Genomic DNA, 13,516 nt, shown 5'->3' on the forward strand with positions numbered 1-13,516 from the left:
CCCCTCGGTTCGAGGGGCACCCCGTCCACGTGAGCGTGCTTGTCTGCCAGGGTGCCCGCGCGCGTGCCGCGCCGACGTGCCCGGGCGAGCGGTGTCCGTCAGCCCTTGGTGGTGCACTTCGGCAGGTCGGAGGTCCGGCCCGCGCTGATGTCCTTGAGAGCCTTCATCGCGTCGTCGATGGTGTTGACCTTGACGAGCGTGAGTCCGTCGGGGGTGTCCTTGGCGGCGGCGGCGCAGTTGTCCTTGGGCGTCAGGAAGTACTGGGCGCCCTTGTCGCGAGCGCCGACGGTCTTCATGTCGATGCCGCCGATCGGGCCGACCTTGCCGTCGTCGTCGATGGTGCCGGTGCCCGCCACGAACTTGCCTCCGGTGAGGTTCCCCGGAGTGAGCTTGTCCACGATGCCGAGCGAGAACATCAGACCCGCGCTCGGACCGCCGACGTCCGCGAGCTTGATGTCGATGGTGAACGGGAACGTGTGGTCGGTCCCGGCCGAGATCCCGACGATGGCGCGATCGGTGCCGCTGTCGTCGGACTTGGCCGTGGTGAGCGTCACGTCCTTGGTCGCGGTCGCCGTCGTGTGCTCCTTCTCGGCGGCGGCCTGCTCCTTGGCGGGCACGATCCTGAAGACGACCTTCTGGCCGGGCTTGTGCTTGGTGACCAGCTTCGCGACGTCGTCGGGCGCCTTCACGGCCGTACCGTCGACGGCCTTGATGACGTCACCGGCGTGCAGCCGTCCCTGGGCCGGGGAGTCCTTGACGACCGTGGAGACGATCACCCAGGACTTCACCGGGATGCCCAGCTCCTTCAGGGCGGACACCTTGGCGCTCTCCTGGGACTGGCTGAACTCCTCGGCGTTCTCCTGCGTCGACTGCTGCTCGGTCTTGCCGTCCGGGTAGAGCGTGTCGTGCGGCACGATCTTGCTGTCGTGCGCCAGCCATCCGTACACGGCCTCGACGAGGTTCATGTTGTAGTCGGCGCTGGTGACCCGGACCGTGGTCATGTTCAGGTTCCCGGTCGTCGGATACGTCTTGCGCCCGGAGATCTGCAGCACCGGCTCACCGTCGTGGTCACCCAGTGTGTTCACCGTGGGACCCGGTGACATCTCCGAGTACGGCACTTTGATGAACACTCCCGCGCACAGGAGCGCGATCAGGATCAGAGTGGAGGCGAGCATCGTCGCGGTGCGGCGTGGCATGGAACGACAGTACGGGACGGTGCTGTAAGCGCACCGTCGGGGCCGTCCGTACGTGGTGGCGCCCGAGCCCGCCCGAAGGGCACGCCTGCTCTTCCCGAAGGAATCTCACACCGCGTCGGAGGTGGACTTCTCCCGGACGTCGGCCCGCTCCATGGCCTCACGGAAGCGCGTGTAGCCGGCGAGCTCGACACCGTCTCCCGCTGCCTTGCGATTCCGGCCGGCCCAACTGCCCCACAATCCGGCACCGATCGCTGCCATCAACGGAATCAGCAACCAGGCAAGCGCCGCCATGTCGACCTCCCAACCCCAGAGCGACCGCAACTGACTGATCAGCAGATTAACCATCCGCAGTGTTAACGCTCACGGCAGGGCCCCGGTTACGCAACCGGACGGCGGGTGAGAAGTCGGTCAGTCCTCGGCAGCGGAGAATCGCGCCGGTCTCAGCAGGCCCCGACCCACTCCTGTGAGCCGTCGGAGAACCTTTGCTGCTTCCAGATCGGCACCTCGTGCTTGAGGTCGTCGATGAGCATGCGGCAGGCCTCGAAGGCCTCGCTCCGGTGCGGGCACGACACGGCGACGACGACGGCCAGGTCCCCGACGCGCAGGTCGCCCACCCGGTGGACGGCGGCCAGCGCCCGCACCGGATAGGCGGCGGCCACCTTCTCCGCGACCCGGCGCATCTCCGCTTCCGCGGTGGGGTGGGACGAGTACGCCAGCTCGTCGACATCGGCACCCCCGTCGTGATTGCGCACCGTCCCCACGAACAACGCGGTCCCCCCGGCGGCGTCGTCCCCGACGGCCTTGAAGACCTCGTCCAGGGAGAGCGGCTCGTCACGGATCGCGAGCAGCCGGATCGGATCCTGCGCGGCCCGCTCGCCGGGGTGGTCATAGGTAGGTGCCATGCCTCCATCGTGCCGCACCCCGCCGACACCGTGGAATACGGCTTTCACCCGGCACGCGCGCGTACCGCTTGGAGCCTCCTCCAGAAGGTGCGGGCAGCGCCCGGGCACGGGCACCACGCCGGCCCGGTGTCAGATCCTGCGCCGGGCCTTTCGCGCACGCCGCACCACCGCTGCCGCGCCCAGGAGGGCCACGGTCGCGCCCGCCGCGCCCGCCGCGGTCGCGTCCTTGCGTCCCAGCCGCCGTCCGGCCACCGTGTGACGCCCGGCGACCTCCTCCAGCAGCTCCGCCAGGACCTCCTCGTTGGTCCAGCGCGGCCGCCATCCGGCGTCGTGCAGGCGGCTCCCGCTCACCACCCAGGGGTACATCGTGTAGGCGAGGTCCCCGGCGGGCGAGGGCGTCAGCCCGATCCGGTGGAGCCGGGCGGCGGCGCCCAGCGCGACCGCGGACGGCAGTTCCATCCGCCGGATCCCGCTCAGCTCCTCCACCTGCTCCTGCTCCAGCCACCCGTCGCACCCGACGGCCAGTTCGCCCTCGACCTTCTCGACGACCGCGTACTCCAGCGCGCTGCACAGATCCTCGATGTGGCAGAACTGCCAGGCGGGCTTCGACCCCGCCACGACCAGCAGCCGAGGAGACTCGAAGTACCTGGTCAGCGCGGTGTCCGTACCGCCTCCGACGAGCACGCCGGGCCGCACGACGGTCACGTTCAGTCCAGGGTGCGCCCGCGGCGCGCGGCGCGCGAGCCGCTCGATCTCCAGGAGGTCACCGACGCCCGTCGCCTCGGCCGTGGCCCGCAGTTCCGCGTCCTCCGAGAGAGGCAGCTCGTTGTCGGGCAGCGCCCCGTAGACCATGGCCGAGGTGCACAGCACGACCCGGTGGACCCCGGCCGCCGCCGCGGCGGTGAGCACGGTCTGCGTCCCCCGGACGTTGTACGCCGTCCGGGCCGCCGCGTCCGTCTCCAGATCGAGGTCGAGCGCCAGATGCACCACGACGTCCGCGCCGCGCAGCTTCTCGGCGATCGCCGGGTCCCGGACGTCGAGGATGTGCCACTGGGCGTCGACGCACTCGCCGCGCCGCTCGTCGATGGCGACGACCTGCCTGATCTCCTCGCTGGCGGCCAGCCGCTCGGTGAGCAGCGCGCCCACACCGGCCGCGGCGCCGGTGACCGCGACGACGGGGCCGCGCGAGGCTGGGCTGGTTGAGTGGTTTCGCGCTGCGCGAACCTGCGGATCTGGGGAACTCACCGGGCGTCTCCAGCGGTTGTCTTCAGTAATGGACGCGTGTGACGCGCCCCTACCAGGTGGCATCCATCCTGCCGCAGGCGACGAGTCGGCGAAGCACCGAGGCCCGATCGGGTTCAGGTGTCTACGCTGGGTGGTGTTGTGGGCAGCCGCCGTCGGAACGAACCGGCGGCCTTACCAGCCGAGGAATCCCGTGAGTGACACCCCATTCGGATTCGGCCTTCCGCCGGAGGAGCCGGAGAACGGCGACGAGGGCAAGAAGAAGGACCAGGAGAGCGGCGGTGGTCAGGGACCGTTCGGTTTCGGGCTGCCCGGAGCCGGTGGCCCCGGAGCCGACAATCCGCTCGCAGCCATGTTCGGTTCGATGAACCCCAATGACCTGGGCGCCGCGTTCCAGCAACTGGGCCAGATGCTCTCGTACGAGGGTGGTCCGGTGAATTGGGACATGGCCAAGCAGATCGCCCGGCAGACGGTCGCCCAGGGCACCTCTGACGGCACCAAGGACGCGAGCGTCGGCCCCGCCGAGCGTCTCGCGGTCGAGGAGGCCGTCCGTCTGGCCGATCACTGGCTGGACGACGCGACGTCCCTGCCGTCCGGTGCCACCTCCGCGCTCGCGTGGAGCCGCGCGGAGTGGGTCGAGGCGACCCTGCCCGTGTGGAAGGAGCTCGTCGACCCCGTCGCCGAGCGGGTCGGCGCGGCCATGGGCGACGTGCTGCCCGAGGAGATGCAGGCCATGGCGGGCCCGCTGATCGGCATGATGCGCTCCATGGGCGGAGCCATGTTCGGTACGCAGATCGGGCAGGCCGTGGGCGTGCTCGCGGGCGAGGTCGTCGGCTCGACCGACATCGGTCTGCCGCTCGGCCCGGTCGGCAAGGCCGCGCTGCTGCCGCTGAACATCGAGTCGTTCGGCAAGGACCTGAGCGTCCCCCAGGAAGAGGTGCGGCTCTATCTCGCCCTGCGCGAGGCCGCCCATCAGCGCCTCTTCGCGCACGTGCCGTGGCTGCGCTCGCACCTGTTCGGCGCAGTCGAGGGGTACGCGCGCGGGATCAAGGTCGACACCGCGAAACTGGAGGACGTGGTCGGCCAGTTCGACCCGCAGAACCCGGAGGAGCTTCAGCAGGCGCTCCAGCAGGGCATGTTCCAGCCTGAGGACACGCCCGAGCAGAAGGCCGCGCTGGCCCGCCTGGAGACGGCGCTCGCGCTGGTCGAGGGCTGGGTGGACGCGGTCGTCCACTCCGCGGCCAAGCCGCGTCTGTCCTCGGCCGACGCGCTGCGCGAGACGCTGCGCCGCCGCCGCGCGACGGGCGGTCCCGCCGAGCAGACGTTCGCCACGCTGATCGGTCTGGAACTGCGCCCGCGCCGGCTGCGCGACGCCTCGCGGCTGTGGGCCTCGCTCACCGACGCGCGCGGTGTGGACGGCCGGGACGGTCTGTGGGCCCACCCGGACATGCTGCCGACGGCGACCGACCTGGACGACCCGGACGGCTTCGTGCACCGCGAGCACATGGACTTCTCCGAGCTCGACAAGATGCTCGGTGAGGCCGCGAGCGGTTCCGCCGAGAAGCCGAACCTGAAGAAGGACGACACCGGAGAATCCGACCCGGGCGACGGCAAGGGCACGGACAGCGGCACGGGCGACGGCACCGAGTGAGCCTGTACGACGACGCGGTCCTCGTACTGAAGGGCCACGAGGGCCAGGAAGAGCTGCGCCAGGTCTATCTCGACCACCTGTCCGAGCATCCGGACGGGATGTGGAAGGCGTGCCACGCCGGGCACGTCACGGCGAGCGCGCTGGTGATCGACCCGCGACGGGGCCGCGTCCTGCTGACGCTGCACCGCAAGCTGCGGATGTGGCTCCAGATGGGCGGTCACTGCGAGCCCGGCGACCCGACCCTGGCCGAGGCGGCTCTGCGCGAGGCGGCCGAGGAGTCGGGTATCCAGGGGCTGACCCTGCTGCCGGGCGGCCCCGTGACGCTGGACCGGCACGCCATCCCGGCGCCGTGCAACTGGCATCTGGACGTCCAGTACGCGGCCCTCGCCCCGGCCGATGCCGTCGAGGACATCAGCGACGAGTCCCTCGACCTGCGCTGGTTCGCGTACGACGAGGTCGCCGACGTGGCCGACGCCTCGGTCGTCCGTCTCCTGAAAGGGGCCCGCGCCCGGGTGTGACCGCGGCGGGCACGCCGGACGGGTCACCGCGGGGACCAGTACGGGTAAGGGGCGACCGCCATGGGCGGTCGCCCCTTACCCGTACTCACTGGACCGTCACTTCGCGAACGGCGAACGGCCCGACGGTCAGCTCCAGGCGTTGCCCTGGTTCTGCGCGTGCACGCCCTGCTGTCCCATGCCGTACTGGGCGCGCAACCCCTGGCCGATCGCCGCGTTCTGCGGCGGCAGCAGTTCACTGGGCTGCACGAGCGCGTAACCGCTGCCCATGAAGCTGAGCTCCCAGCCCTCGCCGGTGTTGCCGCGGCGCCGCCACACTCCGGAGGAGTGGGTCTGGGCCTGCATCTGTACGCGCAGGCCGGTGGACCACGCGACGATCGCGTCGGCATCGCAGTTGACGTACCGGTCCGGGGTGACCTGCATCATCAGCGGCGCCCCGGAGGTCACCAGCGCGACCTTGCCGCGCCCCGTGATGTTGAGCTGGTACTTGCCCGAGCCGGAGATGCCGTACTGGCTGTCCACGGCGATGACCTCGTGGTGCAGCCCGGAGTCCATCGCCAGCACGTAGCTGCTGTCGACGGTGAGACCGTCCTGGTCCACGTCGAGGACGTGGACGTGCTGGCCGAGGTTGGCGAGGTAGACCGTGCCCTGCCCGTGGCAGCGCATCAGGTCGAGTCCCTCACCGGTGTACGCACGCGCGCGGTGCTGGCTGGTGTTCTGGTACTCGGCGTCGAACTCGACGAGACCCTGGTACGCGACCATGGTGCCCTTGCGGGCGAGGATGTCGTCGTGGCCCTCCAGGACGACGCGCAGCATCTGCTCGTTCTGCAGGCTGTAGCGGTCCTGGGTCTGCTGCTCGTTGTAGCCGAAAAGCGGGCTCTGCATGATGTCCTGCTCCCCCTCAGCCCCGGACTCGGAGGCGGTCGGTGCTGTCCTCGCTGGGCTGGACGACGACGATGCCCTGTCCGGAGAACGCCATCTGGAACGCCTCGCCGCTGCCGCGTCCGATCAGCGACTGCGCCTTGAAGCTGCGCTTGCCCTTCACCTTGAGGTTCGGGGACCAGGCGACGAGCGCGTCCGGGTCGACGTACGTCTCGTCCTCACCACCGCCGCAGTCGACGACGATCGGGGTGCCCCGAGAGGTCAGCGCGACCCAGCCCTGACCGGAGATCTTGGTGTTCCACAGACCCTGTCCGGCGAACTTGGCGAGCCCCTTCACCCGCTCGACACCCCAGGTGAGATGGGCGTCGAAGGCGAGCAGGTTCGTCGCGTTGACGGAGATCGCGTCCCCGTTGAGGTTGATGACGACGACGTTCGCCCCGTAGTCGGCGAGATAGAGCAGGCCGTCGCCGGAGCACTTCATGAGGGGCGCGCCCTCGCCGGTCATCCAGTCGCGTGCGATCTGGCGTACGGCGGGCGGGTTGGGCTCGTACTGGACGAACCCTTCGTAGGCGACCATCGACCCCACGCGCGCGAGGAGGTCGCTTCCGGTCTGCATGGCGACCTTCAGCATGTGACTGCCGTGGTTCTCCATGCGCGCGGTGACGGGTGCCGGGGCAAAGCCCGCGAGTGGCTGGTTCATGTCGGGCTCCCTCAGACCTCGTACGGCTGGACGACGACGAAATTGCCTGGCGCGGCGCGGAACTGGAGGTTCACGCTCTCGCCGGTGTCGCCGGCGTAGGCGTTCCGGCGCATCCTCACCTGACTGGAGACGATCACCTGAGCGGCCGCGGACCAGGCGACGACGGCGTTGCAGTCGGCGAACGTCGTGGGCGTCACCGGCAGGACGACAGGGGCGCCGTGCGTCTTGACGACGATGGTGCCCGTCCCCTGGAACTGCATGGTGAACAGGGCGCCCCCGGGGATGCCGTGTCCCTCGATGCGACGGACCTCGTACTGAAGGGACTCGTCGAAGGCGAGGACGCTCTCCGCGGAGACACAGATCGCGTCCCCCTGGAGCTCGATCGGGTGCACATGGGTGGCGTTCTCGGCGAAGAACACCTGGCCCTGACCGGTGCAGCGCATCAGCTGCATCTCCTGGCCGGTGGCGCTGCCCACGAGCCGGCCGGCGAACCCGGCGCCCTTGTAGCTGAAGTCGACCTTGCCCTGGTACAGCACCATGCTGCCCTGGCGGGCCAGCACGGGCTGACCGCCGATGCCGAGATCGACGCGGATGAGCTTCTTGTTCTGCGGAGTCCACCGCTGGCCCGTGGGCGTCTCCTTGAAGGCTCCCAGCGCGGCGGACACACCGGCCCCACCCTGCGGGGCGCCCTGGGGCGCGCCGTACGGGGAAGGGGCGGGCTGACCCGGGTACGGCGCGGGTGCCTGGCCCGGGATCTGGCCGAACTGCGGCTGCTGACCGTATCCGGGGGGTGCCGTCGGAGGCTGCTGGCCGTAACCGGGAGGAGCGGGCGGTGACTGCTGGCCGTATCCGGGGGGCGGACCGGGCGGGCCGGGCGGCTGCCCGTACGGCGCGGGGCCCGGCGGCGGAACGGTGCCGCCCGGCGGGATGTGCAACGGACCCACGAGAGTGGGCGCGGCGTGCACGGAGGGCACGGGCGTCGGAGCGTGCGGCGTGGCACCGGGGGGCGGCGCGAAGCCCTGCGGGGCGGGCGCCGCCGGCGCGCCGAACGTGGGCGGGGCGAAGGACGGGGCGGCGCCGGACTGCGGCTGCGGGTCTGCGGGCGCCTCTTCGGCGACCTCGCCGCCGAAGTTCTTCAGGAGTGCGTCGAGGCCGCCGTCGAAGCCCTGCCCCACGGCGGCGAACCGCCATACGTCCTTGAGGTAGAAGTCGCCCAGCATCACGGCACGTTCGGTGGAGAACTCGGAACCGCTGAACGCGTACCGGGCCACCTCCTCGCCGCCCGCGACGACGCGCAGGTATCCAGGGGCTATCTGCGACATCTGTCCGGCGCCGTCGATCGTCGCCGTGAAGGCCAGCTTCTGGATCTGCGCCGGGATCCGGTCGAGGGTGACCCGGAAGGACTCCGTGTCGCCCGATTGCGCGCCGAGCAGCTGAATGGACTCCTCGGGGGACTTCGGCTGATTGAAGAAGACGAAGTACCGGTCGTCCGACAGCCGTTCCTCGGCGTCCAGACCGAAGCAGCTGATGTCGAAGGTGAGTCCGGGGCCGGTGATCTGCACACCTACGTACAGATCGGTGCCCGCGGTGAGGTCACTGATCTTGGCCTTGTGGCCGCGTTGGAATTCCCTGGCCATGCGTAACGACCGTCCCCCATCCCGAATGCGAGTGCGTCGCGTCAGGCTAACGGCAAAGTCCGGAAGTGGACGAAGCCGGTACAGACCCGGTACACAATCACCCTCGTGGCGGGGTCCGTCCGCCTCTACTCGTCGCGTGCCACCGGGAGGTGGGGCAGCCGGTCGGCGGCGACGACGCCTTCGAGATAGCCGCGAGCGCGCTCGGTACGCGGATAGGACTCCAGGAGCCGCCAGAAGCCCGGTCCGTGGCCGGGTACGAGCAGATGGGCGAGCTCGTGGAGCAGGACGTAGTCGACGACGTACTCGGGCATGCCCTGCAGCCGGTGGGACAGCCGGATGCTGCCCTCGGCCGGGGTGCAGGAGCCCCAGCGGGTGTTCTGGTTGGTGACCCAGCGCACCGAGGACGGCCGGGCGCGGCCGTCGAAGTAGTGGGCCGACAACCGCTCGGCGCGTTCGGCCAGCTCGGTGTCGCCGAGGACCCGTTTGCTTTCCTGCGCGGCCAGTTTGTCGAGCATGACGGTCACCCAGCGCTGCTCCTCCGCCTCGGACATACGGGCGGGGATGAGCACGACGGTGCGATCGCCCTCGCGGTACGCGGAGACGGTTCTGCGCCGTCGGGCACTCCTGCGGACCTCGATCGCGCTCGCCCCCGAACCGCTCGGCGGCGGGCTCGTCGTGCTGCGCTGTGATGTTGGGGCGCTGTGCAGTGGGTCGGCGGGCACGCCCCGACGTTACCCGCTGCACATGGGGGAAGTCCCGCCCCCGGGACGGTTCGATGCCGATCCGCACCCTGCGCGTTTTATTTGTGCGACGAACGGTGCCGCCTGTGGACAACTTTCGGCGGGGTTCGGCGGGCGCGGGCATGCTGGCATTCGGTCCGCGCTGCGCAAGTGCGCCGCGGACATTCAGGGACGAACTACGGTCTACGGGGGTAGGTCATGCATCCGATCGTGAAGCCCGCTCTGCGGCGCGGCTGGCGGGATCTCAACACCGTGCAGTTCGGAATGGCACCGGCGCACGCGATGGTCCTGGGCCCGATGGACACGGCGACGGGCAGCTTCCTCGAACTGCTCGACGGGACCCGCGGAATGCCGCTGTTGCGCGAACAGGGCCGTGAGATGGGGCTGCCCGACGGGCATGTCGACGGACTGGTGGACCGGCTGGCCCGGTCGGGTCTGCTGGACGACACGACCGGAGGCGGCCCGGCCGCGGCCGCGTTACGAGAGAAGAAGGAGGTCATGGACCGGCTGCGATCCGACCTCGCCTCCCTCTCACTCGTCGCGCCCGGACCGGGCGGGGCCGTCGAGCGGCTGGCCGCCCGCCGCTGCCTGCGTGTGCGGGTGCGGGGCGCCGGCCGGGTGGGGGTCGTCCTGGCCGCGCTGCTCGCGGGCGCCGGCGTGGGCGAGGTCGAGGTACGTGACCTCGGCCGCGTCGAACCGTGGGACGTGGCGCCCGGCGGACTTCCCGTCGAGTCCATCGGCGAGCGCCGTGAGGACGCCGCCCGCCGGGCGGTGCGCCGAGCCGCCCCGGACCGTCCGCCCCGCCCCTCCGCCGAAGGGAAGGAGGGAGAAGGGACCCACGGACTGTCGCTGGTGATCCTCGCTCCCCGCGACGGTCTCGCCGTCCACGCGCCGGACCCCGCCGCGGCCGAGAGCCTGATCGCTTCAGGGACACCCCACCTCTACGCGGGGGTGGTCGAGGCGACCGGAATCGTGGGCCCCTTGGTCCTGCCGGGCGACACCGGCTGCGCGAACTGTCTGGACCTGCGGCGCACCGACCGGGATCCGACCTGGCCGCGGCTCGTGGCACAGTGGCGCTCCGGGCGGCAGTGCCGAGTGACCGCATGCGATCTGGCCCTGGCCGCGGCGGTCGCGGGACTCGCCGCGAGCCACGCGCTCGCCTTCCTGGACGGGGATCTTCCCGCCACCGCGGGCGCCCGCTGGGAGGCGTCGCTCCCCGGAGCCGACTGGCATGCGACGCCGGTCTGGGCCCATCCCGCCTGCCCCTGCGGCACCGCGGAGAAAACAAAAGGTGAGCGGACCCCCGTGGACGGCGAAGGGCACGAGACAATGGCAGGGCAACAGCCGCACGCGGCACGGCTTGCTGGGACCTGGAGGGCGCATGTCTGATCTTCCCCGGAAGGCAGTCACCCGTACTGCCAAACTGGCCGCGCTGCCGCTCGGCTTCGCCGGGCGGGCGACCTGGGGACTCGGGAAGCGGATCGGCGGGAAGTCGGCGGAGATCGTGGGCCGCGAGCTCCAGCAGCGCACGGCCGAGCAGCTCTTCCGGGTCCTGGGCGAGCTGAAAGGCGGTGCGATGAAGTTCGGACAGGCACTGTCCGTATTCGAGTCGGCGCTGCCGGAGGAGGTCGCGGGTCCGTATCGGGCGGCGCTGACGAAGCTCCAGGAGGCGGCACCTCCCATGCCGACGCGCACGGTCCACTCCGTGCTGGAGGAGCGGCTCGGCGCGGACTGGTCGGAGCTGTTCGTGGAGTTCGAGGACAAGCCGTCCGCGGCGGCCTCGATCGGCCAGGTGCACCGGGCGGTGTGGCACGACGGCCGTGAAGTCGCCGTCAAGGTGCAGTATCCGGGCGCGGGTGAGGCCCTGCTGTCCGACCTGACCCAACTCGGCCGATTCGCACGGCTCCTGGGCCCCCTGATCCCCGGCATGGACATCAAGCCGCTGATCACGGAGCTGCGCGACCGGGTCGCCGAGGAGCTCGACTACGGTCTGGAGGCGCAGGCCCAGGCAGCGCACGCCGAGGAGTTCGCGGGCGACCCGGACGTCCTGGTGCCCGCGGTGGTCCATCAGTGCGAGCAGGTCCTGGTGACCGAGTGGATCGACGGGGTGCCTCTGTCGGAGGTCATCACCGGCGGCACGCAGGAGCAGCGGGACCGTGCCGGCCAGTTGCTGGCCCGCTTCCTCTTCTCGGGCCCCGCCCGGACGGGCCTGCTGCACGCCGACCCGCACCCGGGCAATTTCCGTCTTCTGCCGGATGAGAAGAGCGGCTGGCGCCTGGGAGTCCTGGACTTCGGCACGGTGGACCGGCTTCCCGGCGGCCTGCCTCAGCCGATCGGCGATTCCCTGCGCATGACCCTCGACGGTGACGCCGAGTCGGTCTACGAACTGCTCTGCGAGGAAGGCTTCGTCAAGGAGTCGATAGACCTCGAACCCGACGCGGTGCTGGACTATCTGCTGCCGATCATCGAACCGGCCGAAGCGGACGAGTTCACCTTCACCCGAGGCTGGATGCGCAGCCAGGCCGCCCGCATCGCCGACCCGCGCTCCCCCGCCCACCAGTTGGGCCGGCAGCTGAATCTGCCGCCCGCGTACCTCCTCATACACCGTGTGACCCTCAGCACCATAGGGGTGCTGTGCCAGCTCGGCGCGACGGTCCGTCTGCGCGACGAACTGGAGGAGTGGCTGCCGGGGTTCGTCCGGGAGGAGGAGCTGGAGGACGAGGAGTTGGGAGAAGCGGTGTCGGCCGCCGAGGCGTGAGCCGACGCCGGGGCGGCCCCCGGGCTCGCAGCCGTCGGGCCCGTTGCGGATCGGCCGTTGTCCAGCGGAGTTGTGTCTCGGGCGTTGTCCCAGGGGGTGCGGGTCGGGCGCGGTCGAGCGGGTCTACCACCAGGCCGAATCGAGACGGCCCTCGATCGCGCTGAGGTTGACGCGGGCGCAGTCGTCGCAGAAGTAGTGGCGGGTGCCGTCCTCGACGGAACAGGTCCACATGGGCCGGGGACCGTCGGCCGCTGTACCGCAGCGGGCGCATACGATCTTCGGCGCTTCGCCCGCGTCGGACCGCGATGGGGAGCCGGTGCTGTCACTGTCTTCGGGAAGACTCGTCACCCGGGCGACGATATCGCCGTGATCGGCGGTTCGCGCGGCACAACGCACCGCGGGGGCCGGTCCGTTCGGACCGACCCCCGCCGAATTCAATGCCTGGGACTGCTGCGACTGCAACGGCTGCTACGACGACACGCGTCGATTACTGCATGACCGCCATGGCCAGCGCGCGCCGGGCTCGCATGGAAGCGCGCTCGGCCCGGCGCTGCATGCGGCGAGCGGCCGCCAGGCGCACGGCCCGGCGTTCCCGCTCGGCCTGGTGCAGTCGCTCGTGCATATGCGCACGAGCCAAGGCTTCTGGGATGAGTTGCATCTCTCGGGTCCTGTTCTGACGCGAGGCGTTCGCGCCGGTGGTGGTGAAGTCTGGGGTCGCGGAGCCTGCGGGCTCGCTCGGGGACGGCTTCATCGGGGCCTGTTTCTTGGGGTCGTGCGTCAGGGGGCGGTCGATCGTTCCTCGGATGTTCATGCCGCAACCGGGTTCTTGCGCGGGCGGCCACGCGGCCGCTTGCGGGCCACGACAACACCCTGGACGAAGAGCTCGCCACCCCAGACGCCCCAGGGCTCACGCCGCTCCTTGGCGCCGGCGAGGCAGGCCTCCATCAGCGGGCAGGTACGGCAGAGAGACTTGGCGTACTCGACGTCGGCCGGCGACTCGGCGAAGAAGACCTCCGGGTCGTAGGAACGGCAGGGGACGGGTACGCCGAGGTTCTCGATGGCGTCGTCGAGCGCGGTGAGCGCAGTGAGCGGGATCAAGGTGGAGTCCTCCGTGAGGCCGGGCGGGGGGATCGTTTCGGAAGGCGGTACGGACGGGGCGTGCGCTTCGAGTTGCACGGTTCGTCTTCCTCGTCTGGTCGTGCCGGCCGGGGTCGGCCGGTTGGCGGCTGGTACCGGGTTCTTTTCTTGTCCCGAGGCCCCTTCGCTCTGTCGTCCCCGGTCGGGGACAAACAG

15 protein-coding genes are annotated in these 13,516 nt (G+C 70.6%); 4 read left to right on the forward strand and 11 right to left on the reverse strand.

Annotation, left to right across the window (positions count from 1 at the left end):
- Positions 1 to 98 precede the first annotated feature (98 nt).
- The 4 genes from OHT01_RS14450 to OHT01_RS14465 all read right to left on the reverse strand — a co-directional run bounded on the left by OHT01_RS14450 (position 99) and on the right by OHT01_RS14465 (position 3,343).
- A complete protein-coding gene (locus tag OHT01_RS14450; RefSeq protein ID WP_328553553.1) occupies positions 99 to 1,196 on the reverse strand; it encodes a YlbL family protein in 1,098 nt (365 codons plus the stop codon).
- A gap of 105 nt (positions 1,197 to 1,301) precedes the next feature.
- A complete protein-coding gene (locus tag OHT01_RS14455) occupies positions 1,302 to 1,541 on the reverse strand; it encodes a hypothetical protein (protein WP_328553554.1) in 240 nt (79 codons plus the stop codon).
- Positions 1,542 to 1,636: 95 nt separating this feature from the next.
- The gene (locus tag OHT01_RS14460; RefSeq protein ID WP_328553555.1) at positions 1,637 to 2,098 is read right to left on the reverse strand and encodes a molybdenum cofactor biosynthesis protein MoaE; all 462 of its coding nucleotides are present in this window, start codon (positions 2,096 to 2,098) and stop codon (positions 1,637 to 1,639) included.
- A 129-nt stretch (positions 2,099 to 2,227) separates the two neighbouring features.
- The gene (locus tag OHT01_RS14465) at positions 2,228 to 3,343 is read right to left on the reverse strand and encodes an SDR family oxidoreductase (RefSeq protein WP_328553556.1); all 1,116 of its coding nucleotides are present in this window, start codon (positions 3,341 to 3,343) and stop codon (positions 2,228 to 2,230) included.
- Between the two features lie 190 nt (positions 3,344 to 3,533).
- On the opposite strand from OHT01_RS14465, the gene OHT01_RS14470 reads away from it, so the two are divergent.
- Together OHT01_RS14470 and OHT01_RS14475 are read left to right on the forward strand one after the other, a co-directional pair.
- Positions 3,534 to 4,991 (forward strand): zinc-dependent metalloprotease, encoded by a 1,458-nt coding sequence (locus OHT01_RS14470; protein WP_328553557.1) that lies wholly within the window; start codon positions 3,534 to 3,536, stop codon positions 4,989 to 4,991.
- Positions 4,988 to 5,509, forward strand: a complete 522-nt coding sequence (locus tag OHT01_RS14475; protein ID WP_328553558.1) for an NUDIX hydrolase — start codon at positions 4,988 to 4,990, stop codon at positions 5,507 to 5,509. The genes OHT01_RS14470 and OHT01_RS14475 overlap by 4 nt, the downstream gene beginning before the upstream one ends.
- A 126-nt stretch (positions 5,510 to 5,635) precedes the next feature.
- On the opposite strand, the gene OHT01_RS14480 is transcribed toward OHT01_RS14475, so the two are convergent.
- The 4 genes from OHT01_RS14480 to OHT01_RS14495 all read right to left on the reverse strand — a co-directional run bounded on the left by OHT01_RS14480 (position 5,636) and on the right by OHT01_RS14495 (position 9,447).
- Positions 5,636 to 6,391, reverse strand: a complete 756-nt coding sequence (locus OHT01_RS14480) for an AIM24 family protein (RefSeq protein ID WP_328553559.1) — start codon at positions 6,389 to 6,391, stop codon at positions 5,636 to 5,638.
- A gap of 16 nt (positions 6,392 to 6,407) precedes the next feature.
- Positions 6,408 to 7,088, reverse strand: a complete 681-nt coding sequence (locus OHT01_RS14485; protein ID WP_328553560.1) for an AIM24 family protein — start codon at positions 7,086 to 7,088, stop codon at positions 6,408 to 6,410.
- An 11-nt stretch (positions 7,089 to 7,099) separates the two neighbouring features.
- Positions 7,100 to 8,725, reverse strand: a complete 1,626-nt coding sequence (locus OHT01_RS14490; protein ID WP_328553561.1) for a TerD family protein — start codon at positions 8,723 to 8,725, stop codon at positions 7,100 to 7,102.
- 125 nt (positions 8,726 to 8,850) lie between these two features.
- Positions 8,851 to 9,447 carry a M48 metallopeptidase family protein gene (locus tag OHT01_RS14495; RefSeq protein ID WP_328553562.1) on the reverse strand — a complete coding sequence of 199 codons (597 nt, stop codon included), beginning with the start codon at positions 9,445 to 9,447 and terminating at the stop codon, positions 8,851 to 8,853.
- A gap of 216 nt (positions 9,448 to 9,663) precedes the next feature.
- On the opposite strand from OHT01_RS14495, the gene OHT01_RS14500 reads away from it, so the two are divergent.
- Positions 9,664 to 10,854, forward strand: a complete 1,191-nt coding sequence (locus OHT01_RS14500) for a TOMM precursor leader peptide-binding protein (RefSeq protein WP_328553563.1) — start codon at positions 9,664 to 9,666, stop codon at positions 10,852 to 10,854.
- Positions 10,847 to 12,223: an ABC1 kinase family protein gene (locus OHT01_RS14505; protein ID WP_328553564.1), complete on the forward strand. Its 1,377-nt coding sequence runs from the start codon at positions 10,847 to 10,849 to the stop codon at positions 12,221 to 12,223. The genes OHT01_RS14500 and OHT01_RS14505 overlap by 8 nt, the downstream gene beginning before the upstream one ends.
- A 123-nt stretch (positions 12,224 to 12,346) precedes the next feature.
- Here OHT01_RS14505 and OHT01_RS14510 read toward each other — a convergent pair whose 3' ends face one another.
- The 3 genes from OHT01_RS14510 to OHT01_RS14520 all read right to left on the reverse strand — a co-directional run bounded on the left by OHT01_RS14510 (position 12,347) and on the right by OHT01_RS14520 (position 13,399).
- Positions 12,347 to 12,571, reverse strand: coding sequence for a hypothetical protein (locus tag OHT01_RS14510; protein WP_328553565.1), 225 nt, complete (start codon positions 12,569 to 12,571; stop codon positions 12,347 to 12,349).
- A 139-nt stretch (positions 12,572 to 12,710) separates the two neighbouring features.
- On the reverse strand, positions 12,711 to 13,034 hold the full coding sequence (locus tag OHT01_RS14515; RefSeq protein ID WP_328553566.1) for a hypothetical protein: 324 nt from the start codon (positions 13,032 to 13,034) through the stop codon (positions 12,711 to 12,713).
- A complete protein-coding gene (locus tag OHT01_RS14520; protein WP_028802016.1) occupies positions 13,031 to 13,399 on the reverse strand; it encodes a WhiB family transcriptional regulator in 369 nt (122 codons plus the stop codon). The genes OHT01_RS14515 and OHT01_RS14520 overlap by 4 nt, the downstream gene beginning before the upstream one ends.
- Between the last annotated feature and the right edge of the window lie 117 nt (positions 13,400 to 13,516).

The organism is Streptomyces sp. NBC_00358 (assembly GCF_036099295.1).
Taxonomy (GTDB): Bacteria; Actinomycetota; Actinomycetes; order Streptomycetales; family Streptomycetaceae; genus Streptomyces.

Bases quoted from the DNA above. Each gene is read 5' to 3' on its own strand.
- OHT01_RS14450 (WP_328553553.1), bottom strand. From the start codon at position 1,196: ATGCCACGCCGCACCGCGACGATGCTCGCCTCCACTCTGATCCTGATC.
- OHT01_RS14455 (WP_328553554.1), bottom strand. From the start codon at position 1,541: ATGGTTAATCTGCTGATCAGTCAGTTGCGGTCGCTCTGGGGTTGGGAG.
- OHT01_RS14460 (WP_328553555.1), bottom strand. From the start codon at position 2,098: ATGGCACCTACCTATGACCACCCCGGCGAGCGGGCCGCGCAGGATCCG.
- OHT01_RS14480 (WP_328553559.1), bottom strand. From the start codon at position 6,391: ATGCAGAGCCCGCTTTTCGGCTACAACGAGCAGCAGACCCAGGACCGC.
- OHT01_RS14485 (WP_328553560.1), bottom strand. From the start codon at position 7,088: ATGAACCAGCCACTCGCGGGCTTTGCCCCGGCACCCGTCACCGCGCGC.
- OHT01_RS14490 (WP_328553561.1), bottom strand. From the start codon at position 8,725: ATGGCCAGGGAATTCCAACGCGGCCACAAGGCCAAGATCAGTGACCTC.
- OHT01_RS14500 (WP_328553563.1), top strand. From the start codon at position 9,664: ATGCATCCGATCGTGAAGCCCGCTCTGCGGCGCGGCTGGCGGGATCTC.
- OHT01_RS14505 (WP_328553564.1), top strand. From the start codon at position 10,847: ATGTCTGATCTTCCCCGGAAGGCAGTCACCCGTACTGCCAAACTGGCC.
- OHT01_RS14515 (WP_328553566.1), bottom strand. From the start codon at position 13,034: ATGAACATCCGAGGAACGATCGACCGCCCCCTGACGCACGACCCCAAG.